At 65.4% G+C, this 25574-nt stretch carries 29 protein-coding genes; 22 read left to right on the forward strand and 7 right to left on the reverse strand.

From position 1 onward, the window contains the following. Positions 1–65 precede the first annotated feature (65 nt). From RTX79_RS01945 to RTX79_RS01975, 8 genes are all read left to right on the forward strand, one after another. Complete coding sequence (locus tag RTX79_RS01945) at positions 66–1193, forward strand: type IV secretion system protein (protein ID WP_312682173.1); 1128 nt, start codon at positions 66–68, stop codon at positions 1191–1193. 254 nt (positions 1194–1447) lie between these two features. After that, complete coding sequence (locus RTX79_RS18255; protein WP_428695949.1) at positions 1448–1762, forward strand: DUF4189 domain-containing protein; 315 nt, start codon at positions 1448–1450, stop codon at positions 1760–1762. A gap of 326 nt (positions 1763–2088) precedes the next feature. Further along, complete coding sequence (locus RTX79_RS01950; RefSeq protein WP_312681404.1) at positions 2089–2403, forward strand: DUF4189 domain-containing protein; 315 nt, start codon at positions 2089–2091, stop codon at positions 2401–2403. A gap of 351 nt (positions 2404–2754) precedes the next feature. Then, positions 2755–3114 carry a DUF4189 domain-containing protein gene (locus RTX79_RS01955; RefSeq protein WP_312681406.1) on the forward strand — a complete coding sequence of 120 codons (360 nt, stop codon included), beginning with the start codon at positions 2755–2757 and terminating at the stop codon, positions 3112–3114. A gap of 131 nt (positions 3115–3245) precedes the next feature. Continuing rightward, complete coding sequence (locus RTX79_RS01960; RefSeq protein ID WP_312681408.1) at positions 3246–3674, forward strand: conjugal transfer protein TrbL; 429 nt, start codon at positions 3246–3248, stop codon at positions 3672–3674. Positions 3675–3781: 107 nt separating this feature from the next. Beyond that, on the forward strand, positions 3782–4222 hold the full coding sequence (locus RTX79_RS01965) for a DUF4189 domain-containing protein (RefSeq protein ID WP_312682174.1): 441 nt from the start codon (positions 3782–3784) through the stop codon (positions 4220–4222). A 289-nt stretch (positions 4223–4511) separates the two neighbouring features. After that, positions 4512–4697, forward strand: coding sequence for a hypothetical protein (locus RTX79_RS01970; RefSeq protein ID WP_312681410.1), 186 nt, complete (start codon positions 4512–4514; stop codon positions 4695–4697). A 30-nt stretch (positions 4698–4727) separates the two neighbouring features. After that, positions 4728–5270, forward strand: coding sequence for a DUF4189 domain-containing protein (locus RTX79_RS01975; protein ID WP_312681412.1), 543 nt, complete (start codon positions 4728–4730; stop codon positions 5268–5270). Between the two features lie 156 nt (positions 5271–5426). On the opposite strand, the gene RTX79_RS01980 is transcribed toward RTX79_RS01975, so the two are convergent. The 5 genes from RTX79_RS01980 to RTX79_RS02000 are packed head-to-tail and all read right to left on the reverse strand — an operon-like array spanning position 5427 to position 10127. Continuing rightward, positions 5427–6755, reverse strand: coding sequence for an XVIPCD domain-containing protein (locus tag RTX79_RS01980; RefSeq protein WP_312681414.1), 1329 nt, complete (start codon positions 6753–6755; stop codon positions 5427–5429). Further along, positions 6752–7402 (reverse strand): hypothetical protein, encoded by a 651-nt coding sequence (locus RTX79_RS01985; protein WP_312681415.1) that lies wholly within the window; start codon positions 7400–7402, stop codon positions 6752–6754. Before RTX79_RS01985 ends, RTX79_RS01980 begins: the two co-directional genes overlap by 4 nt. A gap of 58 nt (positions 7403–7460) precedes the next feature. Further along, positions 7461–8111, reverse strand: a complete 651-nt coding sequence (locus RTX79_RS01990; RefSeq protein WP_312682177.1) for a hypothetical protein — start codon at positions 8109–8111, stop codon at positions 7461–7463. A 43-nt stretch (positions 8112–8154) separates the two neighbouring features. Then, positions 8155–9477, reverse strand: coding sequence for an XVIPCD domain-containing protein (locus RTX79_RS01995; protein WP_312681417.1), 1323 nt, complete (start codon positions 9475–9477; stop codon positions 8155–8157). Then, positions 9477–10127: a hypothetical protein gene (locus RTX79_RS02000; RefSeq protein ID WP_312681418.1), complete on the reverse strand. Its 651-nt coding sequence runs from the start codon at positions 10125–10127 to the stop codon at positions 9477–9479. The genes RTX79_RS01995 and RTX79_RS02000 overlap by 1 nt, the downstream gene beginning before the upstream one ends. 394 nt (positions 10128–10521) lie before the next feature. Here RTX79_RS02000 and RTX79_RS02005 point away from each other — a divergent pair, with 394 nt between their 5' ends. The 6 genes from RTX79_RS02005 to RTX79_RS02030 all read left to right on the forward strand — a co-directional run bounded on the left by RTX79_RS02005 (position 10522) and on the right by RTX79_RS02030 (position 15683). Beyond that, positions 10522–11649, forward strand: a complete 1128-nt coding sequence (locus RTX79_RS02005) for a DNA adenine methylase (RefSeq protein WP_312681419.1) — start codon at positions 10522–10524, stop codon at positions 11647–11649. A gap of 170 nt (positions 11650–11819) precedes the next feature. Continuing rightward, positions 11820–12275 carry a manganese-binding transcriptional regulator MntR gene (gene mntR, locus RTX79_RS02010; RefSeq protein ID WP_057687478.1) on the forward strand — a complete coding sequence of 152 codons (456 nt, stop codon included), beginning with the start codon at positions 11820–11822 and terminating at the stop codon, positions 12273–12275. Then, complete coding sequence (gene tadA, locus RTX79_RS02015) at positions 12268–12789, forward strand: tRNA adenosine(34) deaminase TadA (RefSeq protein ID WP_312681423.1); 522 nt, start codon at positions 12268–12270, stop codon at positions 12787–12789. The genes mntR and tadA overlap by 8 nt, the downstream gene beginning before the upstream one ends. A gap of 67 nt (positions 12790–12856) precedes the next feature. Continuing rightward, complete coding sequence (gene orn / locus RTX79_RS02020) at positions 12857–13426, forward strand: oligoribonuclease (RefSeq protein ID WP_312682179.1); 570 nt, start codon at positions 12857–12859, stop codon at positions 13424–13426. A 163-nt stretch (positions 13427–13589) separates the two neighbouring features. Continuing rightward, on the forward strand, positions 13590–14438 hold the full coding sequence (locus RTX79_RS02025; RefSeq protein ID WP_312681425.1) for an EcsC family protein: 849 nt from the start codon (positions 13590–13592) through the stop codon (positions 14436–14438). 132 nt (positions 14439–14570) lie between these two features. Continuing rightward, complete coding sequence (locus RTX79_RS02030; protein WP_312681427.1) at positions 14571–15683, forward strand: alkene reductase; 1113 nt, start codon at positions 14571–14573, stop codon at positions 15681–15683. Positions 15684–15766: 83 nt separating this feature from the next. Here RTX79_RS02030 and RTX79_RS02035 read toward each other — a convergent pair whose 3' ends face one another. Beyond that, on the reverse strand, positions 15767–16675 hold the full coding sequence (locus RTX79_RS02035) for a mechanosensitive ion channel family protein (protein WP_312681429.1): 909 nt from the start codon (positions 16673–16675) through the stop codon (positions 15767–15769). A 126-nt stretch (positions 16676–16801) separates the two neighbouring features. Further along, entirely contained in the window at positions 16802–19180 is a 2379-nt protein-coding gene (ppsA, locus tag RTX79_RS02040) for a phosphoenolpyruvate synthase (protein ID WP_309685873.1), read from the reverse strand. Positions 19181–19326: 146 nt separating this feature from the next. On the opposite strand from ppsA, the gene ppsR reads away from it, so the two are divergent. The 8 genes from ppsR to RTX79_RS02080 all read left to right on the forward strand — a co-directional run bounded on the left by ppsR (position 19327) and on the right by RTX79_RS02080 (position 25536). Next, complete coding sequence (gene ppsR, locus RTX79_RS02045; protein WP_057508607.1) at positions 19327–20148, forward strand: posphoenolpyruvate synthetase regulatory kinase/phosphorylase PpsR; 822 nt, start codon at positions 19327–19329, stop codon at positions 20146–20148. A 169-nt stretch (positions 20149–20317) separates the two neighbouring features. Then, positions 20318–20830, forward strand: a complete 513-nt coding sequence (locus tag RTX79_RS02050) for a DUF1249 domain-containing protein (RefSeq protein WP_123700613.1) — start codon at positions 20318–20320, stop codon at positions 20828–20830. A gap of 40 nt (positions 20831–20870) precedes the next feature. Next, positions 20871–21359, forward strand: coding sequence for an NUDIX hydrolase (locus tag RTX79_RS02055; protein WP_057508609.1), 489 nt, complete (start codon positions 20871–20873; stop codon positions 21357–21359). A 696-nt stretch (positions 21360–22055) separates the two neighbouring features. Next, positions 22056–22670 carry a CDP-alcohol phosphatidyltransferase family protein gene (locus tag RTX79_RS02060; RefSeq protein ID WP_057508610.1) on the forward strand — a complete coding sequence of 205 codons (615 nt, stop codon included), beginning with the start codon at positions 22056–22058 and terminating at the stop codon, positions 22668–22670. Positions 22671–22683: 13 nt separating this feature from the next. Further along, positions 22684–23763, forward strand: coding sequence for a class III poly(R)-hydroxyalkanoic acid synthase subunit PhaE (gene phaE / locus RTX79_RS02065; protein WP_312681437.1), 1080 nt, complete (start codon positions 22684–22686; stop codon positions 23761–23763). Next, positions 23760–24827, forward strand: a complete 1068-nt coding sequence (gene phaC, locus RTX79_RS02070; protein ID WP_312681439.1) for a class III poly(R)-hydroxyalkanoic acid synthase subunit PhaC — start codon at positions 23760–23762, stop codon at positions 24825–24827. Before phaE ends, phaC begins: the two co-directional genes overlap by 4 nt. Before the next feature lie 65 nt (positions 24828–24892). Further along, positions 24893–25099 carry a PspC domain-containing protein gene (locus tag RTX79_RS02075; protein ID WP_309685860.1) on the forward strand — a complete coding sequence of 69 codons (207 nt, stop codon included), beginning with the start codon at positions 24893–24895 and terminating at the stop codon, positions 25097–25099. Further along, on the forward strand, positions 25069–25536 hold the full coding sequence (locus RTX79_RS02080) for a hypothetical protein (protein ID WP_312681441.1): 468 nt from the start codon (positions 25069–25071) through the stop codon (positions 25534–25536). Before RTX79_RS02075 ends, RTX79_RS02080 begins: the two co-directional genes overlap by 31 nt. Positions 25537–25574 lie beyond the last annotated feature (38 nt).

The following is a 25574-nucleotide window of genomic DNA, read 5'->3' on the forward strand; positions in this document are numbered from 1 at the left end:
ACCGTGCGTAATGCACCCCTGCGAGGCCCCGAAAAGGGGCAGGTGAAGCAATGAGTCTAGGGATGATGGACAGTATGTGGGCACAAGGAGCGCTGCACGGACCGATCGCGACCTCGTCGATCGGCGATTTCGTGTTTTTCAAACTGATCTTCGACTATCTCAGCAGGGAGATATCCGAGTTCGGCTTGGGTTTCCTCAGCCGCATGATGGAGTGGGTGGGCATCATCGCGCTGGTGGTGATGACCATCTGGTTGCTGCTGCAGGGCTACCGCATCGTGACCGGCCGCAGCCGGGACTCCATGATGGCGCTGGTGACGGACATGGCGCGTGCCGCCCTGATCGTCATCACCGCCACCACGATGGCCATCTTCGGCCAGAACGTGCATTCCTTCCTGACCCATTACGTGCAGGACGAGATCACCTACGTGGTCACCGGTGAGGAAGACACGGCCAAGGACCTCATCGATGAGAACCTTGCCTACATGCAGGTCGCGTTGTCAGCGGTGGACGTGCTGGATGTGGCCGGTGACGTGACCTTGGACAACGCCAAGACCCGTGCCATGTGGTTCATCGGCCTTGGCACGGGCGGGCCAGCCGTAACCGCAGGCGCGATGCTGCTGCTGTATGAAGTTGCCATGGCACTGTTCATTGGTTTCGCGCCGTTGTTCATATTGTGCCTGCTGTTCGAGCAGACCAAGTCGCTGTTCCAGCGATGGCTGTTCTATGGCATCGGCACGATGTTCTCGATGGCGGTGCTGGCGGCCATGACCGGGATCGCGATGAGCATGGTGTCCAAGGTGGCCTTTGCGTTCTGGGGCACCGCCGCGGCCGGCGCGCTGATGGGTTCCAACTTCACCGAGGGCATGACCAGCATGGCGCTGCAGCAGGGCGGCATGGGGTTGATCCTGACCACCTTGATCCTGACCGCACCGCCCATGGCGGCGATGTTCTTCCAGGGCACGCTGGGTGCGTTCATGGCGTACTCGCAGATCGGCGGTTCGCCGGGCGCTACTGCACCGGGTCCGCAGGGTCAGCCGCCGGGTTCTTATGCGCCGCAGCAGGCCGCTCCAGCAAGCACGGCAGCCACCGGTGAGACAGCTCAGAGTCGGGTAGTGATGCCTAATATGGGAGGAGAAGCGGGCGCCGGTAACGTGGCACCAGCAGGTAGCCGCGGTAATGCGCCCATTGGTTGAGACGGTACAGGGATGGAGGTATGGCAATGACGTACAGGAGACCGCGGGGCGCTTGGATGCTTTTCATCGCATTCTTCTTCTCACTGGGCAGCGCGGGTGCCTACGCCGAAGGGCGCTGCCCTCCGGGCCAGTACCCTGTAGGCGGCCAAGGCGTAGGAGGCTGCGCACCGATTCCAGGCTACAGCGGCAACCAGGCGGCGCAGCCCGCGCCGCCGCCGATTGATCCGGGTCGTTACGAGGACCGCTGGGGCGCAATGGCGCTGTCTGACTCGACTCCTGATGCCGGCGTCGTGGTCGACCAGTTGACTGAAGGTGATGCCAAGCGTGTCGCCATCGAAAAATGTTCCCGGAACGGTCTGAAAGACTGTCGGATACTCCTTACCTACCGAAATCAGTGCGCTGCGTGGGTCGTTCCATCTGCAGACGCGCCAGGGGCGAAAACAGGCATTTCAGCTGGATTGTCCGAGCAGGCTGCGGTGGACAATGCAACTTCGAAGTGCAAACACGCCCCCGGTGGTTCATGCGTGCTCGCTTACAGCGCGTGCAGTCTCCCCCAGTGGACGCGATAAGCAACGGCTGGGCGTCGAGTCCATCCTCGCCGGCACGCGAGTCAACGCATGCGGGTCGGCATCTGTTGAGTGCACCGCCACCCTTGGTCAACCGCGTGCACAACTCTTCATGCGCGTTACTCTTGCTGTCAGCAGTTATCGTCTGCACCTGGCTTCCTGCTTTTCCCGCATTCGCAGAGGGCCGCTGCCCGCCCGGTCAATATGCTGTGGGCGGCCAAGGCGTAGGAGGCTGCGCCCCCATCCCGGGGGCTGCAGCGAGCCAGCAACGCGCTGCTCCGCAGGCAACTGCGCCGACATCACGTTGGGGAACGCGATGGGGGGCCATCGTGGCCTCCGCAGCCACGTCTGATGCGGGTGCCGCCACGGGCCGTCTGACGAAAAGCGACGCGCTCAGCGAAGCGATGGCGAAATGTCGACGCAATGGCGCAACGGACTGCAAGGTGATGGCCGAGTACAGCAACCAGTGCGTGGCATGGGTCGTACCGGACGGCGGAGATGCAAAGGCGCTCGGCGGTCTCGGCGAGGGCGCCACGCCGGAGCTGGCATTGCAGAAAGCGCAGAGTTATTGCGAGAACCGTGCAGGTAATGGCTGGAAGGCCGCCTACAGTGCCTGCAGCCTGCCGGAGATCGAGCCGATCTAGGCGCTGCCTAGGCTTGAGCTGCCAATCGACGCTGCTCCTGGTAGCGGCGAAGGATCAGGTGGTTCGACGCCGGCTAATTTGCATAGAGACGTTGCCGGCAGTGGATCGCAGGCAGCCACGGTTGTGGGTGCAGGCCAGCGCGGCAACGCACGTGAGTATTGATGCAGTGTTATGGAACGTGAGGGGTAATTCCTGATGCTTGGACGAATAGCCGCAGCACTGTTTTCTATCTCAGGCATGTGGGCCTTTACTGGCGATGCTGCAGCCGAGGGTGGGTGCCCGCCTGGGCAGTATCCGATAGGGGGCCAAGGCGTGCAGGGCTGTGCGCCAATTCCATCAAACTCAGCACCCATGGCGCCTCGTCCCGATGGAAAATGGATCACGACGTGGGGCGCAATTGCGAGTTCGGCATCGACAGGATCCACCGGCGTCAGCACCGGCAAGAGGCGAAAGTCCGAGGCGCTGGGTGAAGCGATGACCGTTTGTGCCCGCAAGGGAGCTACCGACTGTAAAGAAGACATTTCCTATAAGAACGGTTGCGTTGCGCTTGTCGATCCACCTGTAGGATCTTCCTTCCAAGGTGGAATTGCGACTGCCGCGACGGTTGAGCGTGCGCTGGAGCTTGCAACCCAGAGGTGTAGGGAGGGAGGCGCGCCCACGTGCACCGTTGTACATACCAACTGCAGTGAGCCGATCTTCAAGCGCTTCTAGCCAGAAGTGGTGTTTGGGCTACGGTAAGACGTTGCTGTTGGTCAACTGCTGAGCCGGCGTTGGGTTGGTCGCTAATAGTCCTGTCATCGTCCATAACGGATTCCAAAAGGTACGCCACTGGAATCGGCACGATGTTCTCCATGGTGGCGCTGGCTGGAATGGTGATCTGTGTCGCAGGTACCTTCTGGATAACGGCATTGGCCGACAAATTCCTGCTTGATGGCGCACTCGCCGATGGCGTGACCAGTCAGGCCATGCAGCAGGGTGGCATGGGGCTTATCCTAACCACCTTGATCCTGACCGCTCCCCCAATGGCGGCGTTCTTCTTCCAGGGTACGCTGGGCAACTTCATGGCATATTCGCAGATAAGCGGTGGTGCCGGCGCTGCCCCGAATGCGGATGGAAGGCCGCCGGGGACGTATACGCCGAGTGCTCCTGCGCCGGCTTCAGTGAATGGAAATGAGGCGCGCCTCTCAGGTGCAAGCCGTGATGTGTTCGGCTCCGGGCAACAGGTCGGGTCAGCATCATCCACGGGGCAGCGTGGTGCAGCCCGGGAATAGTCCAAGTCATTGTCCATAACGGATTCTAAAAGGCGCGCTAGATGAAACGTGTTGGGCTGTTGCAACTGCTGATGATTTGCTCGCTGACCCTCGTGTCAGGGGTAGCTATGGCTGAAGGTGGCTGTCCTCCAGGACAGTATCCAATCGGCGGCCAAGGTGTGCAGGGATGTGCACCGATACCCGCGGCATCAGCACCCGTGAGCAGGCCCAATGGTAAGTGGATAAAAACGTGGGGCGCGTTGGTGTACTCGAACAGCACCGGAGACACGGGCGTTGCGACGGGTAAGACCAGCAAATCGGCCGCGGTGGACGAAGCGTTGGCAAATTGCCGGGGTGGCGGATCACCGGACTGTGAGAGCCAGGTCACTTACAAGAATCAGTGTGTAGCCGTGGCCAGGCCTAAGACTGCGGGCTCTGAGGGCGCCTACTTCACCGGCGCGACTGAGGATATTGTTCGACGGGGAGCACTGGCGCGCTGCACTAGAGGTGGTGCGATCTGTGAGGTCAAGTATGTCGACTGCACGCTGCCTATCTTTGAGAAGTTCTAGAAGCTTTGGGGATCAATGCGCGCCGGACTTACGTGCACTGGCGCGCACGCCTCATGTAGGACGGAGCTGCGTAGCGCACGATGCCCAAAGCTTGAGGGCTGTTTACAGTGACTGCAGTAGACCAATCTTCGAGGCGTATCAAGACTCCGGTGATTTTGAAGGCTCAGTTGTTGCTGGGTAACCAAGTGGCGATGGCCCTGTTCATCGGCCGGGGCCCGATCTTCATCCTGTGCCTGTTTTTCCAGCCCGAGCGCTGTTCCAGAGGCGGTTGCTGTACGGAATCGGCACTATGTTCTCCATGGTAGTGCTGGCTGGGATGGCGATCCGTGTCGCAGGTGCCTTCTGGAAAACGGCAGTGGCCGACAAATTCCTGCTCGATGGCACACTCGCCGATGGCGTGACCAGCCAAGCCATGCGGCCGGGTGACGTGGGACTTATCCTTACGACCTTTCAGCGTTGCCTGAGTAAGTTTTGAGCACGAATTCATGAAGAGGGGAATGGCGGGATGAACATCTATCGCGTGGGCATTCTGGTCAAACTGGCGCTCGCGGCTTCGGTTCTGTGGATGTCGTTCGCCTTCGAAGCGAGTGCGGAAGGCCGCTGCCCACCGGGTCAATATCCTGTGGGCGGTCAAGGCGTGGGAGGATGCGCCCCCATTCCGGGCAGGGGAAATGCTCAGCCTGCCCAGCAGCAGGCCCCGCCGCCGCCGCCGGTCTGGCTGCAGACGCGCTATGGAGCCATCGCGATGTCGCCCTCGACTTCCGCGGCGGGTGTTGCTGCGGAACAGACAAGCAGCGAAGCCGCGGCGGCGGTGGCGATGAAGGATTGTCAGCGTGAAGGCGCCCGGGACTGCGCGGTGATCTCGCGGTACAGCAATCAATGCATCGCGCTTCTGGTCCCAGGCGCATGGCCTGCAGGAGCCAAGGGCGGAATAGGGACCGGCGTGACGCCTGAACTGGCCCGGCAAGACGCTCAAAAACACTGCATCGATCCTGCCGGGTCCGGGTGTACAGCGAGCTATGAGGCCTGCAGTTTCCCTGAGCGCTGAGCCTGTTCGTTCAACCTCTTCCCCAGTGGACGCTCAGAGCGTCCATCTGGCCTGGTCTTGAGCCGATCCCACGCCGAAACCAGCGCGTGAGATCGGCTTGAGGGAGCCACGTAGGCGTACGGTAGGCCCTGCCCAACCAGGGCGCCCGGGAACGGCTCAGGCATTCATGCTGCGCGCAGCCGCCTGGCTCTGCTCGATCTGCATGTCACGCTCCTGCGAGGCCACCTGCTGCGCGGCCTGCTGTGAAGCCACGCGCTCGCTGGACTGATCCAGTGACGTGTTCATTGCCTCGGTGGTCGCCACCGACACCCGCAGGTGCGCCGGATCGTTGACTTCACCCTGCACGCCGAACGTGCGCGACGCATCGCTGCTCATCAGCACATTGTCGATGCGGGTGCCGCCGTTGGCATGCATTTCCGCCGCCAGGCTGCCGGCGAGCTGGCCGCTGTGGTGGTCCGGTGTGCGGCCCACGCGCAGGTCCTGTGCTTCCACGCCGCGCAGCGCGTCCTGGAACAGCAGGTTGCCGGGGTGGCCAGGCTGATCCATGCGCATCGCGCCGTCGCGCTTGTGCGCTTCTTCTTCCGCCGCCTTGCGCGCAGGCTCGCCCGGCTCCAGCGGGCCGCGGATGCGGTTGATGATGTCCTCCGCGTTGCCGATCCCACCGCGGGTCGCAGTGGTCAGGCCGCCGCGCAGGAATTCCAGCTTGTCGCGGTACTCGCTGATCATGCCGTCGTTCTGCTTGGCCAGCGTCTGCGAGGCGGGATTGTTCAGTACAGAGCCCTCGCCCAGGAAGTTGTGCATCTTGTGCGAATCCAGCGACCGACCGGCAGCCAGCAGCGCCGAATCGGGCATCAGGAAGCCAGCTACCGCGCCGTTGCGGAAGCCGGATCCGTACAGGTTCTTGATCTCGGTTTCGTTCGCGTAGACCTTCACCTGGCCATAGTGGCCGGACGCCGCGCTGACCGGATCAGCCGACATCACATGGTTGACCATCGCGTCGCCGCCTTCGCGGATGCGGTAGCCCAGACTGGCTGCGCCGTAGGCATTGAAGGTTTCGCCCTTCAGGCCGTGGTGATGCGCGGAAATCTGTGCGAGTGAGCCGCCCAGCGAATGGCCGGTGACGGTGACATCCAGACGCTGTCCGCTGCGGGTTTCCTCGCGCTGCGCGAACTCATTGGCGCGCGCGGTCAGCGCGATCGCATCGTCCGCCTGCAGGTTGGTGCGGGCCACGACCATGCCCAGGTCAGTGACCACATCGTGCAGTGGCTGCTCCGTTCCACGGTGGGCGACCACGATCTCGTTGGTGTCCACCCGTTGGTAGATGAAACCCTGGTAGCCGTTCTTGTTGTTGACGTGTTCCAGGATGCGGTAGCTGTGGTCACCGATCGGGACAACCTCCGCTTCCTCGGGAGCCCAGCGGCCGACAGCGCGATCCTTGTAGGCATCATCGGCGAGTGCGGCGTAATCCTGGCTGCGCAGGCTCATGGCTGGGCCTCTTTGCCGGCAAGGGTCACCGAGAACAGTGCGTCACGCAGCTCGGGCTTGAAGCCCTCCGGTGTGTCCTTGCCATAGTCGGCGTAGTTGTCCATCGCATCGCGAGGATAACCGAGGTCGGCGTAGTGCTGGGTCTCAGTCTCGCCTTTGACGAAGCGGTCGGCCTCGATGAAGGACACGAAGCGGGTTTCGCCATCGGCACCGGTCGCCTTCAACGTGGCGCCGGCCCCGCTGAACTTCCACTGGCAGACGCCGCGATCGTAGTAGTCCTCATCGAGCATGCGGTCAAGATAGACCGTTCCCTGGTACTCCGTATCTGAGATCTTCTTCAGCTCTACCGGTTCCTGGCTGGTGATGCGGCCCGCGCGGCCGGTAGCCGGTACGATGCGCCCGCATTCCTGTTCGTTGATGACGTCGTACTGGGCGGTGCCTTTGACCACGGTGAACGGGCCCGGCGCATCGTTGATCTTCAATACGAACTCGTATGCCTGGCGCGGGGCCGGGTTGAGCTTGGCCAGGCCGCGGCCGCCCTGTTCGACGTCCTGTTCTGCGGCAGTGATTTCCTGGTTCATGGCGGTCTCCGAATGGCAAGCAGTTAGAAGCAGCAACACAGCGCACGGTAGAAGTGATCGGCGCACTGGGGGCCTCCTGGATGGTGGGGGGAAGAGGGAAGCAATCAGGGTCATCGGGCGGCACTCATGGGCGCGCTTCCTTACCCATCAGGGTGGCTGAAAACAACGATCCGCGCAGTTCCGGCTTGAACTCGGCCGCGGCATCCTCACCGTAGTCGGCGTAGTCATCCAGCGACTCGCGCGGATAGCCCATGTCAGCGTAATACCGCGTTTCGGTCCCACCCGAGATGAAGCGGTCGGCGGCGATGAAGGACAGGAAGCGGGTCTCGCCCACGCCACCGGTCGCCTTCAGCATCGCGCCTGCCCCGCTGAACTTCCACCGGCAGACGCCGCGATCGTAATAGTCTGCATCGAGCATGCGATCCAGATGGACCGTGCCGCGGTACTCGGTGTCGGAGATCTTTTCCAGCGCGACCGGTTCCTGGCTCGTGATGCGCCCGGCGCGTCCCGTCGACGGCAGGATGCGTCCGCATTCCTGTTCGTTGATGACGTCGTACTGTGCACTACCTTCCACCACCGCGAACGGGCCCGGCGCATCGTTGATCGTCACCACGAATGCGTACGCTTGGCGGGGGGCGGGATTCAGCGTGGCCAGCCCGCGTTCGCCCGGGCGCGCTTCCTGTCCCGCCGTGGTTTTCTGCTGCTCCACCGAGGTGCCGGAGTGGCATGCGGCGAGCAGCACAAGGAGGAGGCTGGGCAGGATCCGCATGCGCATGAAACGCCGCTTGGCTGATCCGCCAGATGGCAGTGGCGTGCAATCAGGCATGCATCTGCCTCGTTGCATTCTGCTGCTGGGCCAGCTGAAGATCCTGTTCCTGGCCCATGCGCTGGGTGGCTGCCTGCTGCACGCGCTCGCTGCTCTGTTCCAGGGGAATCTGCATCGCCTCTGTGGTCGCCACCGAAACCCGCAGGTGAGCCGGATCGTTGGCCTGGCCCTGCACGCCGAAGGTGCGCGAGGCATCGCTGCTCATCAGCACGCTGTCGATGCGGGTGCCGCCGTTGGCATGCATTTCAGCGGCCAGGCTGCCGGCCAGCTGGCCGCTGTGCTGGTCCGGCGTGCGGCCCACGCGCAGGTCCTGTGCTTCCACGCCGCGCAGTGCGTCCTGGAACAGCAGGTTGCCGGGGTGGCCGGGGCTGTCCATGCGCATGGCGCCATCGCGCTTGTGCGCGTCTTCTGTGGCCTTGCGAGCCGGCTCACCCGGATCCAGCGGGCCGCGGATGCGGTCGTAGAGATCCACGGCCACGCCCGGCACGCCGCGCGCACCGGTGGTGACGGCCCCGCGCAGCAGTTCCATCTTGTCGCGGTATTCGTTGATCATCCGCGCGTTCTGCTTGGCCAGCGCCTGCGTGGCAGGGTCGTCCAGCACCGAGCCGGCATCAGCGAAATTGCCGAGCTTGTGCGCGCCCAGCGAACCGGCTGCGGCGACCAGCGCCGAATCCGGAATCACGCCGTTGTACCACTTGTTGCTGAAGCCGGCTTTGCCCAGCGTGCGTATCTCATCGGGCCTGGCGTACAGGCGCACCTCGCCGTAATGGCCAGAAGCTGCGCTGACCGGATCCGAGGCCATGGCGTGGTTGAGAACGCTCTTGCCCCCTTCGGGAATGCGCAGGCCAAGGCTGGCCGCGCCGTAGGCGTTGAAGGTTTCGCCTTTCAGGTCGAAGTGATGGGCGGTGACCTGGGCCAGCGCGCCGCCCAGCGAATGCCCTGTGACAGTGACTTCCGGGGCCCGGCCTTCGTTCTCGCCGATGTGCTTGGACAAGGCGACCGCACGCTGGGTCAGCGCGATGGCGTCGCCTGCCTGCAGGTTGTAGCGCGCCAGCACCATCCCGCCATCGGCAAGCACCGCATCCTGCGCGATCTCTTCGGTGCCGCGGTGGGAGACGATGATCTCGCCGGTATCCTCGCGCTGGTAGATCGTGCCCTGGTAGCCGTTGACGTGGTTGTTTACGTGCTCCAGGACCTTGTAGTTGTGCCCGTTGAGTGCAACCACTTCTTCCTGGCCAGGCGCGTGGCGGCCGACCTTGTGGTCTTCATATGCATCGGCGGAAAGCGCAGCGTAGTCGCGGTGGGTGAGCGGCATCAGCGCACCTCATGGGCAGTCAGGGTCGCGGTGAACAGCGCATCCTGCAGTTCCGGGCGGAACCGGGTCGGGTCTTCGTGGCCGGCCTGGCCGAAGTCCGGTACCGACTCCACGCGCGGGTAGTCGCGATCCGGGTAATGCCGGGTGAACGCCTTGCCGGCGATGAACTGATCGGCCTGGATGAACGAGGTGAAGCGGGTTTCGCCGTCGGCCCCCGTGGCTTTCAACATCGCACCGGCTCCACTGAAGGACCACGTGCAGACACCGCGGCCGTAGTAATCCTCATCCAGCATGCGGTCCAGGTAGACCGTGCCGCGATACTCGGTATCGGACACCTTCTTCAGCTGCACCGGCTCCTGGCTGGTGATGCGCGCGGCCATGCCGGTGGCGGGAATGATGCGGCCGCACTCCTGCTCATTGGTCACGTCGTACTGCGCCACGCCTTCCACCACGGCGAATGCACCGGGGGCATCGGCGATGCTCAGCACCAGCTCGAACGCCTGGCGCGGGCTGGGATTGAGCTTGGCCAAGCCCCGGCCGCCGTTCTCGACGTCCTGTTCGGCGGTGGTGATTTCCTGGTTCATGGCGTTCTCCGGATGGCAGGCGGTGAGGAGGAGCAGGGCAGCGCACGGCAGAAACGTTCGGCGCACGGAGGGCCTCCTGGCTGCGGGTGGAAAGGGGGAAGTCGGTGCAGTCATGCCGGGTCGCGCAAGCGATCGAGCATGCCGCCGAAGGGCGCAGGGCAGGGCACGCGTGCGGGAGCCTGGGGCTCGAACCGGTGTGCGTGGACTGCGGTGTTGTCTCCGTTCCTTGGCGACATGTGCTCGATTCGTGACGAATAGACCTCCTTTTTACCAGTTCGACGTTTCGTTTGCGTCAAAACGTTGGCGCGCGGGTAACGGGATCACATCGGTGGCGCCGCGCAACGCTAGGCGGAAACGCCTGATCCCAGGCGTGATTGACCGCACTGCATACCCGCCAAGCGCGGCTCGGCGCTACCATGGCGGGGAATTTTGAATGCCATCATGTGATCAGGGGAACCGATTGAATCCGCAGGAAGATTCCACTGACTCCGTGCCTGCCGAGCACGCGGCTTACCTGCGCAGCCAGCTGATCACCTATATCGGCAACAAGCGCGCCCTGCTGCCGTTCGTGGAGGCCGGCATCGCCCATGCCAAGGACTGCCTGGGCAAGACGCGGATCGATTTCCTGGACCTGTTTTCCGGCTCCGGCGTGGTCGCACGGCTGGCCCGCCGGCATGCTGTGCTTCTGCACTGCAATGACCTGGAGCGCTACAGCGAGGTCGGCAACCGCTGCTACCAGGCCAACGTGGCGGACGTGGATGCGCGGGCGCTGGAGGCAGCGCTGGCCCACGTTGCACGGCGGGTGCAGCGCGAACTGGCGCCGGGCTTCCTGTGTGAACTGTATGCGCCGCTGGACGACGATGATATCCAGCCCGGTGAGCGGGTGTTTTATACGCGGCGCAACGCGATGTTCCTGGATACCTTCTGCCAGGTGCTGGTGGATACGCCGGTCGACCTGCGGCCGTTCCTGCTGGCGCCGGTGCTGGCGCAGGCGTCGATGTATACCAACACTTCGGGCGTATTCAAAGGCTTCCACAAGAACCGCGAAGGCGTTGGCCAGTTCGGTGGTACCGCGCGCAACGCGCTGTCGCGCATCCTGCGCCCGATCGAGGTACAGGCGCCGGTGTTCAGTCGCTTCGCCTGTGATGTGCAACTGCACCGCCGCGACGCCAACGCGCTGGTGCGTGAACTGGACGTGGTGGACGTGGCGTACTTCGATCCGCCCTACAACGAGCATCCATATGGTTCGAATTACTTCATGTTGAACCTGCTGTGCGATTACCAGCGGCCGTCGCAGGTCAGCCGGGTGTCGGGCATTCCGAGCGACTGGAACCGTTCGGACTACAACAAGGCCCGGTTGGCCGAGGCCGCACTGTTCGATGCGGTGGCGCAGGTGCGCGCCCGCTTCGTGCTGATCTCGTACAACTCCGAAGGCTTCATCAGCCACGAGCGTTTCGTTGCCGGGCTGGAGGCGATGGGCGCGCTGAGCGTGATGGACACGCGCTACAACACCTTCCGCGGCAGCCGGAACCTCGGCGCCCGGGACACCCATGTGACCGAGTTCCTGTACCTGCTGGACAAGCGTTGAACCACATCCGGCCGTGCCGCAGCGGCGACGCAATGAAGGCCGCCAGTTGCTGGTAGTGACGGCCGCTGGCCCCCGGTAGTGACGGCCGCTGGCCGTCATGGTGGTTGCTGCGCTCGCCGAGCATGGCTTGGCGCTACCGATGGTTTCCGGCGCCCGCGTACAATACCCGCATGCCAGACAGCACCCGCCCGAAGTCCGTCCTGCCCGCTACCCAGGTCCACATGGAGGGCTTCGCGCAGGTGCGTGAGGCGCGCCGGTCCGAGCTGGTGGAGGACTACGTGGAGCTGATCGCCGACCTGATCGCCGACGGTCGCGAGGCCCGCCAAGTGGACATCGCCAGCCGCCTCGGGGTGGCGCAGCCGACGGTCGCCAAGGCGCTCAAGCGGCTGGTCAAGGAAGGCTGGGCGATCCAGCGCCCGTACCGCGGCGTGTTCCTGACCCCGGCCGGCGAACAGCTGGCGCGCGATGTACGCGCCCGCCACCAGACCGTGGAGCGCTTCCTGCTGGCGCTTGGCGTGGATGCCGATTCGGCGCGGCGCGATGCCGAGGGCATCGAGCACCATGTCAGCGAAGCGACGCTGGCCGCGTTCGAGGCCTTCCTGGCCAAGGCGGCGCCGCATGTCTGACGCGCTGCCGGTCCACGATGCCGACGAACACTGGATGCGCCACGCACTGGCGCTGGCCGAGCGCGCGCAGCGCGAGTTCAACGAGATCCCGGTTGGTGCGGTGCTGGTCAGTGCGGACGGTGAGGTGCTGGGCGAAGGCTGGAACCTCAACATCGCCGAGCACGACCCCAGCGCGCATGCCGAGATCGTGGCGATGCGGCGGGCGGGCAGGGCGCTGCAGAACCACCGGCTGATGGGCAGCACGCTGTACGTCACCCTGGAGCCCTGTGCGATGTGCGCGATGGCGATCGTGCACGCGCGCGTCGCCCGGCTGGTGTATGCGGCCACCGACCCGAAGACCGGGGCCTGTGGCAGCGTGTTCGACCTGCTCGGCGACGCGCGCCACAACCACCGGGTGGACATCCATGGCGGCGTGCTGGCACGCGAGGCGAGCACCCGGCTGACCAATTATTTCCGCGCCAAGCGCGGCCGCCCGCTGCTGTCATTGGATTCGCCGGCCACCGACGAGGGCTGAACGGCGCGGTATCATGGCCGCATCCATTCATGGCGAGGCCGCGGCCCGCCCACAGCGAGGAAACACGATGGCCGACACCGGCGCGGGCAATGACCGACTGATCTGGATCGACCTGGAAATGACCGGGTTGGACACCGACAACGATTCCATCATCGAAATCGCCACGGTGGTCACCGATGCCCAGCTCAACGTGCTTGCCGAAGGCCCGGAGTTCGCCATCCACCACGCGGTGGAGCGGCTGGAGGCGATGGATGAGTGGAACCGCAACCAGCACCGTCGCTCGGGCCTGTGGCAGCGCGTGGTCGACAGCCAGGTCAGCCTGGGCCAGGCCGAAGCGGCCACGGTGAACTTCCTGGCCGAATGGATCGGCGCGGGGGCCTCGCCGATGTGCGGCAACTCGATCTGCCAGGACCGCCGGTTCCTGCATCGTGAAATGCCGCGGCTGGAGAAGTATTTCCACTACCGCAACCTGGACGTGTCCACCATCAAGGAGCTGGCCAAGCGCTGGGCCCCGACGGTGGCTGCCGGGGTAGGCAAGAACAGCAACCACACCGCGCTGAGCGATGTGCATGATTCGATCAACGAACTGAAGCACTACCGGCAGTTCATGGGCACCCTGGCCGGCCTGTCCGACTGAAAGGTAGTGACGGCCGCTGGCCGTCAACCGCGGTGGGTGACGACCGTTGGTCGTCACGGTTCATGGTGCAATGGAGCTGAGGAGCGTGACGACCAACGGTCGTCACCTACCGAGGCGCGGGTCGTCACCCGGCCGTTCAACTCCCCGGCGCTAAGATCAGGCGATGAACGAGCCGATCCTGCTTCCCCGTGACATCGCCCATCAGCCCCAGGACTGGGCTGACCTGCAGCGCGCCGTAAGCCTGCTGGAGGCGCCGACCATCACCGCGCGCATGGCCAACCTGGTCGGCACGCCGCTGGAGTTCGCGGTGAGCCGGCTGCCCACCGCGGTGTCCAGCCGCATCCATGGCGCCGTGCAGGCCGCGCTGTACAAGGCGGTGCAGGGCGCGTTGATGAGCATGGACAACACGCCGGGCAAGTCCGCCTCCACGCGCTGGCACAAGCTGGCAGCGGCCACCTCCGGTGCGGTCGGCGGGGCGTTTGGTTTCGCCGCGCTGCTGATCGAACTGCCGGTGTCCACCACCATCATGATGCGTGCGGTGGCCGACGTAGCCCGCAGCGAGGGCTTCGACCTGGCCGACATGTCCACCCGCCAGGCCTGCCTGGAAGTGTTCGCGCTGGGCGGCAACGCCAAGAGCGATGATGCCAGTGAAACCGGCTATTACCTCGCGCGCGGCTTCACCGCCGACGTGGTGCGGCACCTGTCGGCCGAGCTGGCCGGGCGGGTGGTGACCGGCCGCAACCTGACCCTCGGCGTGGCGCCGAAGGAGGCCGGCAAACTGCTGGCCAAGCTGGTGGAGAAAGTTGCCGCGCGCTTCGGCGTGGTGATCACCGAGAAGTTCGCCGCGCAGGCGGTGCCGATCGTCGGCGCGGCCACCGGTGCGGCGTTGAACACCATGTTCACCGACTACTACCAGGACGTGGCGCGCGGTCATTTCATCGTGCGCCGGCTGGAGCGCAAATACGGCGAGGACGTGGTGCAGGGCTGCTACCAGCGCATCGCCCAGGGCTGACGCGCCGGCGCTGCTGCGTCGCCGGCGCGCTGATCGTTGCGCCACAGGCACAACTGTATTGCCGGGCCGGGTCTGTAAGCGGCGGCGGCCGGCCCCCATCCTTGTTGCCTGATCATCGCGCAAGGAATTTCCATGCTGTTCTCCCCCTATTCCCTGGGTCCGCTGCGGCTGGCCAACCGTATCGTGATGCCGCCGATGACCCGCTCGCGGGCCGCCGAAGGCAACGTGGCCACCGCGGCCATGGCCACGTATTACGCCCAGCGGGCCTCGGCCGGGCTGATCGTCAGCGAAGGCACCCAGATCAGCCCGCAGGGCCAGGGGTATGCGTGGACGCCGGGTATCCACAGTCCCGCGCAGATCGAAGGCTGGCGCGCGGTCACGGACGCGGTGCATGCTGCGGGCGGGCGCATCTTCGCCCAGCTGTGGCACGTGGGACGGGTCTCCCACGTGGCCCTGCAGCCGGGTAATGCCGCACCGGTTTCTTCGTCCGCGCTGCAGGCCGAAGGAGTGAAGGTGTTCGTCGATCCTACCGGAGCGGGTCCGCAGTCCGGGGTGGGCGAGATGATCCAGCATTCGATGCCGCGGGCGCTTTCGGAGGGAGAGATCCCGGGCATCGTCGCCGAGTATGCGCAGGCCACCCGCAATGCTTTGGCCGCCGGCTTTGATGGGGTGGAGCTGCACGGTGCCAACGGGTATCTGATCAACCAGTTCATCGATTCGCAGGCCAACCAGCGCACCGATGGCTACGGTGGCGCGCTGGCCAACCGCCTGCGCTTCCTGCGCGAAGTGGTGGCGGCGGTGGTCGAGGTGGCCGGCGGCGAGCGGGTAGGGGTGCGGCTGGCGCCGCTGACCACGCTGCAGGGCGCAGTGGATGACACGCCGCAGGCCACCTATCTCGCTGCCGCGCACGTTCTGGACCAGCTGGGCGTGGGCTACCTGCACATCGCCGAGGCCGACTGGGAGGATGCGCCGGTGATGCCGGTGGCCTTCAAGGAGGCGTTGCGGATCATCTACCGCGGCACGTTGATCTATGCGGGGAAGTACACCGTGGCGCGCGCCGAAGAAGCGCTGGAGAAGGGCTGGGCGGACCTGATCGGCTTCGGCCGGCCGTTCATCGCCAATCCTGACCTGCCGCAGCGCCTGCAGGCGGGCGCGGCGCTGAGTGAGCCCGACCGCGCCACGTATTTTGGTGGCGGGGCGGAAGGGTTCATCGATTATCCGGTGCTGGAAGCGGTAGAAGCGTAGGTGCAGGAGCGTGACGACCAACGGTCGTCACCCACCAACGGCAACGGAAGGGGCATGACGGCCAGCGGCCGTCACTACCGGGGTCAGCGCGGGTCGCGCACCAGGGCGTCGGCGCTGGTAACGCTGCCGTCCTTGCCGTGCAGGTACAGGTGCATGTCCTGCTGCGGGTACGGGATGTTGATGCCTGCCTTGTCGTAGCCCAGCTTCAGCTGCTCCAGCAGGGTCACCTTGGTGCCGAAGTGGTCGGCGGCGTTGACGTAGCAGCGGATGCCCAGGTTGATCGAATGCGCCCCCAGTTCGTAGACCACCACGTCCGGCGCCGGCGTGGCCAGCACGCGCTTGTCGGCCTTCATGATGGCCAGCGCGGTATCGCGCGCCAGCTGGATGTCGTCCTCGTAGCCGATGCCGATGACCAGTTCCACGCGGCGCGTCGGCTCGGCGGTGAGGTTGATGATCGGCGCGGCGGTGATCAGCGTATTGGGGATGGTGGTGTGCTGGTTGTCGGCGCCGGTGATAACGGTCTGGAAAATGCGCACGTCACGTACGGTGCCGGTCTGCCCGGCCACCGTCACCACATCGCCCACCCGGAACGGTCGCAGGGTGACCAGCATCACCCCGGAGGCGATGTTGGACAGCGAATCCTTCAGTGCCAGGCCGATCGCCAGGCCGGCGGTACCCAGCACCGCCAGCAGCGGGGAGATCGGCACGCCCAGCGTGGCGATGGCCAGCACGGCGACGATCACCAGCGCAGCGGCATACACCACGTTGCGCATGAAGCTGCCGAGCATCGGGTCCATGCCGATCCGCGCCGTGGCGCGTGGCAGTACGTTGGATACGCGGCGCGCCAGCCAGATGCCGACCAGCAGCACCACGACGGCGGCGATCAGTTGCAGGCCGTAGGTTTCGAAGATGCGTTCCCAGTTGAGGCTGTGCCACCAGGACGAAGCGGGCAGGGCGGGCGCGGGGGCGGTCGTGGGGGCAGCGGCGGACATGCGGTCTCCTGGGCAGGCGCTGGAAACAACAAGCCCCGCATAGGCGGGGCTTGTGTGTGGCAGGAGTATGCCGGGCGATCGGTAAAGATCCTGTAGAAGCGTGACGGCCAGCGGCCGTCACTACCGTCAGCCGGCCTGCTTCAGCTTGGCCAGGCGCAGCCAGGTGTCGACCACGGTGTCGGGGTTGAGCGATACCGATTCGATGCCTTCCTGCATCAGCCACTCGGCCAGGTCCGGGTGGTCCGACGGACCTTGCCCGCAGATGCCGACATACTTGCCCTTGGCGCGTGCGGCCTTGATCGCCATCGACAGCAGCTTCTTCACCGCCGGGTTCCGTTCGTCGAACAGGTGCGCGACGATCGACGAATCGCGATCCAGGCCCAGGGTCAGCTGGGTCAGGTCGTTGGAGCCGATCGAGAAGCCATCGAAGATATCAAGGAACTCATCGGCGAGCAGTGCGTTGGACGGCACCTCGCACATCATGATGATCTTCAGGCCGTTCTCGCCCTGCTTCAGGCCATTCTGTTCCAGCACCTCGACGACCTTGCGGCCTTCTTCCAGCGTGCGGACGAACGGAATCATGACCCACAGGTTGTCCAGGCCCATCTCGTTGCGCACGCGCAGCACGGCCTTGCATTCCAGCGCGAAGGCAGCCGAGAAACTCGGGTCGACATAACGGCTGGCGCCGCGGAAGCCGATCATCGGGTTTTCTTCGTGCGGTTCGTAGTTGGTGCCGCCGATCAGGTTGGCGTACTCGTTGGACTTGAAGTCCGACAGGCGCACGATCACCGGGTTCGGGGCCACCGACGCGGTCAGCGTGGCGATGCCTTCGGCCAGGCGATCCACGTAGAAGCTCACCGGATCCTTGTAGCCGGCGATCTTCTCGTCGATCTTCTTCCTGGTCGCCGCGTCCTGGCGGTCATATTCCAGCAGCGCATTCGGGTGGATGCCGATGTGGCTGGCGATGATCATTTCCAGGCGCGCCAGGCCGATGCCGGCGTTCGGCAGCTGGCCGAAGTCGAAGGCACGTTCCGGGTTGGCCACGTTCATCATGATCTTCAGCGGCGCCGGCGGCATGTTGCCGAGATCGGTGGTGGTGCGTTCGAAGTCGAGGATGCCTTCGTAGATGAAGCCGGTGTCACCTTCGGCGCAGCTGACGGTGACCTGCTGGCCGTCCTGGATCAGCTGGGTGGCGTTGCCCGAGCCGACCACGGCCGGCACGCCCAGCTCGCGCGCGATGATCGCGGCGTGGCAGGTGCGGCCACCGCGGTTGGTGACGATGGCCGAAGCACGCTTCATCACCGGTTCCCAATCGGGGTCGGTCATGTCGGCGATCAGCACGTCGCCGGGCTGCACGCGGGCCATGTCGTCCAGCGTCTTGACCACGCGGGCGGTACCGGCGCCGATCTTCGCACCCACGGCGCGGCCTTCGGCCAGCACCTTGCCGTCCTTCTGGCTCAGCGCGAAGCGCTCGATCTGGGTGGCGTGGCTGCGCGACTTCACCGTTTCCGGGCGGGCCTGCACGATGAACAGCTTGCCGCTGACGCCGTCCTTGGCCCACTCGATATCCATCGGGCGGCCGTAATGCTTTTCGATGACCAGTGCCTGCTTGGACAGTTCCTGCACGTCTTCATCGCTGATCGAGAAGGTGCTGCGCAGGTCGCCCGGGGTGTCTTCGATGCGCACGCGCTCACCGGGCACATCCGAATACACCATGCGGATGGCCTTGCTGCCCAGCGAACGGCGCAGGATCGCCGGCTTGCCGGCATTCAAGGTGGGCTTGTAGACGTAGAACTCGTCCGGGTTGACCGCGCCCTGCACGACCATCTCGCCGAGGCCGAACGAGGAGGTCACGAAGACCACGTCGCGGAAGCCGGATTCGGTGTCCAGGGTGAACAGCACGCCGGAAGAGCCGACGCCCGAACGCACCATCAGCTGCACGCCGGCGGACAGGAACACGTCCTCGTGCTTGAAGCCGTGGTGGACGCGGTAGGCGATGGCGCGATCGTTGTACAGCGAGGCGAACACTTCCTTGACCTTCAGCACGACATCGTCGGCGCCGGTCACGTTGAGGAAGGTTTCCTGCTGGCCGGCGAAGGACGCATCGGGCAGGTCTTCGGCGGTGGCCGAGGAACGCACCGCCACGGCGATGTCGCCTCCGCCGTTTTCGGCGCTCAGCTGCGCGTAGGCCGTGCGGATGTCCTGGTCCAGCTGCGGCTGCAGCGGCGCATCGATGACCCAGCCGCGGATCTCCTTGCCGGCAACGGTCAGCGCAGCGACGTCTTCGACATCCAGCGTGGCCAGTTTGTCGAAGATGCGCTTGGACAGGTCGTTATGGGCAATGAAGTCCTTGAAGGCTTCAGAGGTCGTGGCATAGCCTCCGGGCACGGACACCCCGAGACCGGCGAGGTTGCCGATCATTTCGCCAAGCGACGAATTTTTTCCACCTACGCGGGCCAGGTCGGCCAAGCGCAGTTCGTGCAACCACAGGATATTCTCGTTCAAGCGCGATGCTCCGTTTGGCCATCGCCCGAGGCGGGCTGGGAATGGCCGCGTCCGTAGGAAGAAGCCGCTATGATGCCGGTCGGACTGCCGTCGGCACAAGCTTGTGACAGCAGGTGTTTTAAGTTTCGGACTGGGAAAATGCGCATATGACGACCATCCGGCCGGTGTTCTATGTATCCGATGGAACCGGTATCACCGCTGAAACCATTGGGCATAGCCTGCTCACCCAGTTCTCCGGATTCAGCTTCATCACGGACCGGATGTCGTTCATCGACGACCCCGAAAAAGCCGCCGAGGCCTGTGCCCGGATCCAGGCGGCGGGGGAGCGCTACCAGGTCCGGCCGATCGTGGTGAATTCCTGCGTGGACCAGAGCCTGAGCGTGATCCTGGCCAGCAGCGGGGCGCTGATGCTGGATGTTTTCGCCCCTTTCATCGAGACGCTGGAGACCGAACTGTCCTCACCGCGCCTGTCGCGGGTGGGCCAGGCGCACGGCATGGTGGACTTCGAAACCTACCACCGCCGGATCAACGCGATGAACTTCGCGCTGAGCCACGACGACGGAATTGCTGTCAATTACGACGACGCCGACGTGATCCTGGTGGCCGTCTCGCGGGCCGGCAAGACGCCGACCTGCATCTACCTGGCCCTGCATTACGGGGTCAGCGCGGCCAATTACCCGCTGACCGACGAAGACCTGGAAACCGAGCAGTTGCCACCGCGCCTGCGCAATTACCGCCGCAAGCTGTTCGGGCTGACCATCGACCCGGAGCGCCTGCAGCAGATCCGCCAGGAACGCCGGCCGAATTCGCGCTATGCCGCCGCCGAAACCTGCCGCCGCGAAGTGGCCATCGCCGAGCGCATGTTCCAGCTGGAACGGGTGCCGACGCTGAGCACCACGCATACCTCGATCGAGGAGATTTCCAGCAAGGTGCTGGCGACGTTGGGGCTGCGGCGGGAGTTGTATTGAGGGGGGAAGCGTGACGGCCAGCGGCCGTCACTACCGGAGCGAGGCGCTGACGGCCAGCGGCCGTCACTACCGCAGGGCGGCCGTCAGTGCCGGGTGAACCCTGATCGTGCGCCGAACATGGCAGCGGCACAAGCTGCCGCGGCGCGCCGGCTTTGTGTAGGATCGAGCCATGGCCCAAGCCCGTCCCCTCGCCGAACGCATTCCCCGTCTCAGCCGGCTCAGCTGGCTGATGGGCCTTTACGCAGAGAACCACCGGCACCTGGTGCGCCTGTTCGCGCCCGGCGACCTGGAGGTCGGCAGCTATGTTTCCTCGGTCGGTGATGGGCTGGATGTCCGCCTGGACGTGATCGCCCGCCACGCCTACACGGTGGAGCTGCGGCTGACCTACGACCTGTGCGACCCGGTCACCGGGCAGCCGGATCCATCGGCGTACATCCGGCTGTACCGCGACGCCCGCCAGGCCGAAACCACGCACTGCTACGTGGGCCGCCGCTGGCAGGACGTGGTGGGCATGTACCCGCCGCCGGCCGAGCTGATCAGCCACCGCATGCGCATGAACACCTTCCTGGGCAAGTGGCTGGATTACCTGGCCGAACGCGGCCATGGCGTGGCCACGCTGGTCCGGGACCACGACACGCAACCGGCTGCAAGCGCTGAAAAGCGCCTGTCGGTCGTGCCCTGATCGGACATAATCAGCGGCTCACCCGTTGCTGGACCCCCGCATGCCGTACACCCCCATCGTTGCCACACTGGGCTACGTGCTGTCGCCTGACCGTCGCCAGGTGCTGATGATCCACCGCAACACGCGGCCGGGTGACCATCACCTGGGCAAGTACAACGGACTGGGCGGCAAGGTGGAGCCGGACGAAGACGTTGCCACCGGCATGCGCCGGGAGATCCAGGAAGAGGCCGGGATCGACTGCACGTCGATGCAGCTGCGCGGCACGATCAGCTGGCCGGGCTTCGGCAAGCACGGCGAGGACTGGTTCGGTTTCGTGTTCGTGATCGATGCCTACGAGGGCACGCCGCACGGCGGCAACCACGAAGGCACGCTGGAGTGGGTGGACGTGGACAAGCTGGACACCCTGCCCATGTGGGAAGGCGATCGCCATTTCCTGCCGCTGGTGTTCGACACCGATCCGCGCGCCTTCCATGGCGTCATGCCGTACCGCGATGGGCGGATGCAGTCCTGGAATTACAGCCGGATCTGACGGGTGCAGGCAGCAACGCCGAGCACGGCTCGGCGCTTCCGAGCCCAGCGCGGCGAAGGCGGGGGGATGCAGGGCATGCGTGGACAACCGCGCCACGCGCCGGATCTGAAGGGCGCGGGCTGCAACCCCAACATACCGCGGTCTGTCAGAGGGAAAGCCCCCTTAAAAGGGGGCGCGCCGAAGGCGGGGGGATGCAAGGCATGCGCGGACAACCTGCGCCACCCGCTGTATCTGAAGGGCCCTCGCTTCAACCCCGCCATACCGCGGTCCGTCGGAGGGAAAGCCCCCTTCAAAGGGGGCGCGCCGAAGGCGGGGGATGCAAGGCATGCGCGGACAACCTGCGCCACACCCGCTGTATCTGAAGGGCCCTCGCTTCAACCCCGCCATACCGCGGTCCGTCGGAGGGAAAGCCCCCTTCAAAGGGGGCGCGCCGAAGGCGGGGGATGCAAGGCATGCGCGGACAACCTGCGCCACGGCAGTGGCGCAGGTTGTCCACAGGGGGTGTGGATTGTTGGTGAGCAACTTTGTGGATAACCCCCGCACGCCCCCGCCGGGCAACGCTGTCAAGATGGGTGGCCAAAAATTCACCGCACGTGATGATCGGTGATGGCGTGGTGAATACGTCGGCCGCGGCACCCGCTGTTGCCTTCGCGCGCCCTCGCGTACCCTGTAGCCCACTGCTGCCCGTGAGCCTTCATGAAACGACACTTCTCGATGCTGCGCGAGTTCCAGCTGGCCGACTGGTTTACCCTGGCCAACGCCTTCTGCGGCACCGGCGCGGTGTTCGCGGCGATGCGCTTCCTGCAGGACGGGGCGCAGGGCTACCTGCTGTTCGGCATGGCGCTGATCCCGCTGGCTTTCATTTTCGATGCCCTGGACGGGCGCATCGCGCGCTGGCGCAAGTCCAGTTCCACGCTCGGCCGTGAGCTGGACTCGCTGTCCGACGTGATCTCCTTCGGCGTGGCGCCGGCCGCGCTGGCGTATGCCTGCGGCATGCAGGGCGGCTGGGACTGGCTGGTGCTGAGCTACTTCGTGTGCTGCGGGGTCAGCCGCCTGGCGCGCTACAACGTGACCGCCGAGGCGCTGTCCGATGGCGGTGACAAGGTGCCGTATTTCGAAGGTACGCCGATCCCGAGCAGCCTGCTGCTGGTGATCGTGCTGGCCATTGCCGCGGCAACCGGCGGTATCGGCGAGGCGCTGTGGCTGGGCCAGTGGCAGCTGGGTCCGTGGCAGCTGCACCCGCTGGTGCTGCTGTTCGCGCTGTCCGGGTCGCTGATGATCAGCAAGACCCTGCACATCCCCAAGCCATGACGCAGGCATCGGCATGAGCGGATCGAGCAACCAGCCCGGCGGCATGGATTTCGAGGCCCTTGCGCGGCAGTACTACGGCGCGTGGGGCGATTCGCTGCGCCAGGGCGGTGCCGCTGGCACCGATCCGGGTGAGTGGAAACAGGTGCTGGACTGGTGGGCGCAGCTGCTGCCCGAGCGCGGGCCGGGGCCGGCGGACGATGCGCTGCATCGTTTCCGCGAACAGGCCGGTGGCTGGTACGGCACCATGCAGCAGGTGGCCTCGCAGTTTGCCGGCCGCGATGCCAGCAGCGCGGACGTGGCCCAGGCCTGGCGCGATGCGGTGATGGGGCAGGGCAAGGGCGAAAGCCTGCTGCATTGGATGCTGCAGGGCGCGCAGGGGAGCACCGGCGCCGGTGGCGGCATGGACGATGTGGTGGCCGTGCTGGAGCAGTGGCAGCAGCGCCTGGCGCCGTGGCTGCAGAGTCCGGCATTCGGCCCGGCGCGCGAACACCAGGCGCGCTGGCAGAAGCTGCTGCAGGCCCAGCAGGCGTTCCAGGGCCATTCCAAGGAGTATGTGGCGCAGATCCAGCAGGCGCTGGACGCGGCATTCGCGCTGTTCGAACAGCGGCTGGCCGAGCACGAGTCGCCGGGAAGCCAGCTGACCAGTGCGCGGGCGATGTTCGATCTGTGGATCGAGGTCGCTGAAGAGGCGTATGCGAAGGTGGCGTTGTCCGAGACCTTCCAGCAGGTGTTCGCCTCGTTGGGCAATGCACAGATGCGCCTGCGTTCGGCCGTGCAGCATGAAGTGGAACAGCTGAGCGAACGCGTGGGCCTGCCGACGCGCACCGAAATGGATGCCGCGCACAAACGCATCGCCGAGCTCGAACGCCAGTTGCGCCGCCTGCAGGCCAGCGTGGAGCAGTTGCTGCGTACCCCGGCGGCGGCAACCGACGACTGGGCCGAGGCGGTGCAACCGGCGGTGGCCAAGGTGGTGCCGCGGCCGCGCAAGCGTGCGGCGGCTGCACCGAAGGCGGCGCCCCCCACGGCCAAGCCGGCCAAAGCGACAAAAGCGGCCAAGCCGGCCAAGCCGCGCGTCCGGAAGCCACGCGCATGAAGGGCCCGCTGGGATTCAACGCCGACGACCTGATGCAGGAAACCCTTGCCATGCAGCGCAAGCTGATGGAGGGCCTGCAGCTGCTGCCATCGGTGGAGGACGTGGATTACGGCGTGACCGCGCGCGAAGCGGTCTGGAGCGACGGCAAGGTGGTGCTGTACCGGTTCGTGGGCGACCAGCCGCCGGTGCATGCCCGGCCCCTGCTGATCGTCTACGCCCTGGTCAACCGGCCGTACATGGTGGACCTGCAGGCCGACCGTTCGCTGGTGCAGAAGCTGCTGGCACTGGGGCACGATGTCTACGTGCTGGACTGGGGCTACCCGGACCGCTCCGAGCGCTACCTCACCCTTGAAGATTACCTGCTGCGTTACATCGACGGCGCGGTGGACGCCCTGCACGCGCGCAGCGGCGGGACGGTGGACATGCTCGGTATCTGCCAGGGCGGGGTGTTCGCGCTGTGCTATGCCGCGCTGCGCCAGGCCAAGCTGGCCAATCTGGTCACCATGGTCACGCCGGTGGACTTCCATACCGCCGACAACATGCTGTCGCATTGGGCGCGCCAGGTGGATGTGGACCTGCTGGTGGACACGCTGGGCAACATCCCGGCCGACCTGATGAACAGCAGTTACCTGATGCTCAAGCCGTTCCGGCTCAATGTGCAGAAATACGTGGGCCTGCTCGACATCCTCGATGACAAGGCTGCGCTGGAGGACTTCCTGCGCATGGAGAAGTGGATTTTCGATTCGCCGGACCTGGCCGGCGAGGCCTTCCGCGAGTTCATCAAGCAGTTCTACCAGGGCAACGGGTTGATGCGTGAGGGCGTGCAGATAGGCGATGAGCGGGTGCAGCTGTCGCAGGTGACGTTGCCGGTGCTGAACCTGTACGCCGAGCAGGACCACCTGGTGCCACCGGATGCATCGCGCGCGCTGCGCGGACGGATCGGCAGCACCGATTACACCGAATCCAGCTTCCGTGGTGGTCATATCGGCATCTACGTGTCCGGCCGCGCCCAGCGTGAGGTGCCGGCCACCCTGCACGAGTGGCTGGTGGCGCGCAGTGGCTGATCCCGCTGACCTCTCGTAGACGGCGAGGTCGCTAGGGTAGTATCCAGACCATCGGAGTCCCTGCCATGAATGCCACCACGCCTCGTACTCTCTCGCGCTCGCTCAGTGACCGCATGATCGCCGGGGTGATCGGCGGCATCGCGCACCGCTTCGGTTGGAGCCCGACCCTGCTGCGCATCCTGTTCGTGGTGGTGTCCATCGCTTCGGCCGCCTTCCCCGGCATCCTGGTCTACCTGATCCTGTGGCTGCTGATCCCCAACGAAGCCGACTGATTCCGGCGCCGCGCTGGCTGCGCCCACTGCAGTTGCTGGGCGCGGTGTGGACCTCGCCCAATACGCTGATCGGCCTGGCTGCAGGCGCGGTCGGGCTGCCGGCTGGCGCACGCGCGCGCTGGAGCAGCCGCGACTGTGCGCTGGTATTCCAGCACTGGCCGTGGGGACCGGGCGGGGCGATCACCCTCGGGAACGTCATCCTGCATACCGGCGGCGATCTCAAGGTCGCCTGCCATACCTATGCGCACCGGGCCGGGCATGGCGTCGAGCCGACGATCCGGCTGGACGACCATGAGCGCGCGCATGTCTACCAGTATCTGGTGCTGGGCCCGCTGTACCTGCCGGTCTACCTGCTGTGCGGCGGGGTGAGCGTGCGCAATCCGTTCGAACGTGCCGCCGATCATTACGCGCGCTTCGGCCATGGCTGGTGGCCCTGACGGCTGCGGCATGGGGGTCATGACGTCGACAGCGGGCG

It is taken from the genome of Stenotrophomonas chelatiphaga, from assembly GCF_032054965.1.
Taxonomy (GTDB): Bacteria; Pseudomonadota; Gammaproteobacteria; order Xanthomonadales; family Xanthomonadaceae; genus Stenotrophomonas; species Stenotrophomonas chelatiphaga.

Coding starts and splice junctions, on each gene's coding strand:
- tadA (WP_312681423.1), top strand. CDS start 12,268: ATGTCTGACGCGCTGCCGGTCCACGATGCCGACGAACACTGGATGCGC.
- orn (WP_312682179.1), top strand. CDS start 12,857: ATGGCCGACACCGGCGCGGGCAATGACCGACTGATCTGGATCGACCTG.
- RTX79_RS01975 (WP_312681412.1), top strand. CDS start 4,728: ATGAACATCTATCGCGTGGGCATTCTGGTCAAACTGGCGCTCGCGGCT.
- RTX79_RS02035 (WP_312681429.1), bottom strand. CDS start 16,675: ATGTCCGCCGCTGCCCCCACGACCGCCCCCGCGCCCGCCCTGCCCGCT.
- phaE (WP_312681437.1), top strand. CDS start 22,684: ATGAGCGGATCGAGCAACCAGCCCGGCGGCATGGATTTCGAGGCCCTT.
- mntR (WP_057687478.1), top strand. CDS start 11,820: ATGCCAGACAGCACCCGCCCGAAGTCCGTCCTGCCCGCTACCCAGGTC.
- RTX79_RS01955 (WP_312681406.1), top strand. CDS start 2,755: ATGGCGCCTCGTCCCGATGGAAAATGGATCACGACGTGGGGCGCAATT.
- phaC (WP_312681439.1), top strand. CDS start 23,760: ATGAAGGGCCCGCTGGGATTCAACGCCGACGACCTGATGCAGGAAACC.
- RTX79_RS01945 (WP_312682173.1), top strand. CDS start 66: ATGGACAGTATGTGGGCACAAGGAGCGCTGCACGGACCGATCGCGACC.
- RTX79_RS02060 (WP_057508610.1), top strand. CDS start 22,056: ATGAAACGACACTTCTCGATGCTGCGCGAGTTCCAGCTGGCCGACTGG.
- RTX79_RS01990 (WP_312682177.1), bottom strand. CDS start 8,111: ATGCGCATGCGGATCCTGCCCAGCCTCCTCCTTGTGCTGCTCGCCGCA.
- RTX79_RS02030 (WP_312681427.1), top strand. CDS start 14,571: ATGCTGTTCTCCCCCTATTCCCTGGGTCCGCTGCGGCTGGCCAACCGT.
- RTX79_RS02025 (WP_312681425.1), top strand. CDS start 13,590: ATGAACGAGCCGATCCTGCTTCCCCGTGACATCGCCCATCAGCCCCAG.
- RTX79_RS01960 (WP_312681408.1), top strand. CDS start 3,246: ATGTTCTCCATGGTGGCGCTGGCTGGAATGGTGATCTGTGTCGCAGGT.
- RTX79_RS02075 (WP_309685860.1), top strand. CDS start 24,893: ATGAATGCCACCACGCCTCGTACTCTCTCGCGCTCGCTCAGTGACCGC.
- RTX79_RS01980 (WP_312681414.1), bottom strand. CDS start 6,755: ATGAGCCTGCGCAGCCAGGATTACGCCGCACTCGCCGATGATGCCTAC.
- RTX79_RS02055 (WP_057508609.1), top strand. CDS start 20,871: ATGCCGTACACCCCCATCGTTGCCACACTGGGCTACGTGCTGTCGCCT.
- RTX79_RS01995 (WP_312681417.1), bottom strand. CDS start 9,477: ATGCCGCTCACCCACCGCGACTACGCTGCGCTTTCCGCCGATGCATAT.
- RTX79_RS01970 (WP_312681410.1), top strand. CDS start 4,512: ATGTTCTCCATGGTAGTGCTGGCTGGGATGGCGATCCGTGTCGCAGGT.
- RTX79_RS18255 (WP_428695949.1), top strand. CDS start 1,448: ATGGCGCTGTCTGACTCGACTCCTGATGCCGGCGTCGTGGTCGACCAG.
- ppsR (WP_057508607.1), top strand. CDS start 19,327: ATGACGACCATCCGGCCGGTGTTCTATGTATCCGATGGAACCGGTATC.
- RTX79_RS02050 (WP_123700613.1), top strand. CDS start 20,318: ATGGCCCAAGCCCGTCCCCTCGCCGAACGCATTCCCCGTCTCAGCCGG.
- RTX79_RS01965 (WP_312682174.1), top strand. CDS start 3,782: ATGGCTGAAGGTGGCTGTCCTCCAGGACAGTATCCAATCGGCGGCCAA.